1 pseudogene is annotated in these 739 nt (G+C 37.8%); it reads right to left on the reverse strand.

From position 1 onward, the window contains the following. A pseudogene (locus ACX6U0_RS21275) lies at positions 1-739 on the reverse strand (hypothetical protein); the annotation flags it as partial.

The raw sequence follows: 739 nt of genomic DNA on the forward strand, positions 1-739 counted from the left end.
GATGTATATGTTTGTGCTGTTCGCGCACTTTCTAATTTCCCATCTTTCTTGATTGTAACGTACACATTTCCAGCTCCAGAACCTAGCTGTGGAATCACAAATGTTTTTGAAGTTTCTAACGCTTCTACCGTTGCAGTTCCAAGAACTATGCCTCCCGTTGATGCACTATAAATAGTGACAAGGTCACCTTCTACTAGACCTGCAACCATGACTGTATCATCGATTCCTACTTTATTATTTACTACTGAAATTGAAGATGCTGTAGGCGCAGTAGTTGTTGGCTCTGTTGAATATGCCTTTGATAGTCTTGCACTTTCTAATTTATTGTATTTAATTACACTGATATACACTGTTCCTGAAGTAGATCCTAATTGAGGAATTGATAATGTTAATGAAGTATTCCCCGCACCTACAGTCCCACTTGTTATAATATTCCCGTTTGTTGATGCATTATAAACTGTAATGATATCCCCTTCTACTAATCCAGTGATTGAGATTGTATCATCAGTTCCTACATAGTTATTCACTACAGTAACATTACTAGATGATAGAGTGGGTGATGTTTCTGATGTATATGTTTGTGCTGTTCGCGCACTTTCTAATTTCCCATCCTTCTTGATTGTAACGTACACATTTCCAGCTCCAGAACCTAGCTGTGGAATCACAAATGTTTTTGAAGTTTCTAACGCTTCTATTGTTGCTGTTCCAAAAACTATGCCTCCCGTTGATGCATTGTAAA

The sequence above is a fragment of the Gottfriedia sp. ABJ_BB2_2 genome (genome assembly GCF_055484705.1).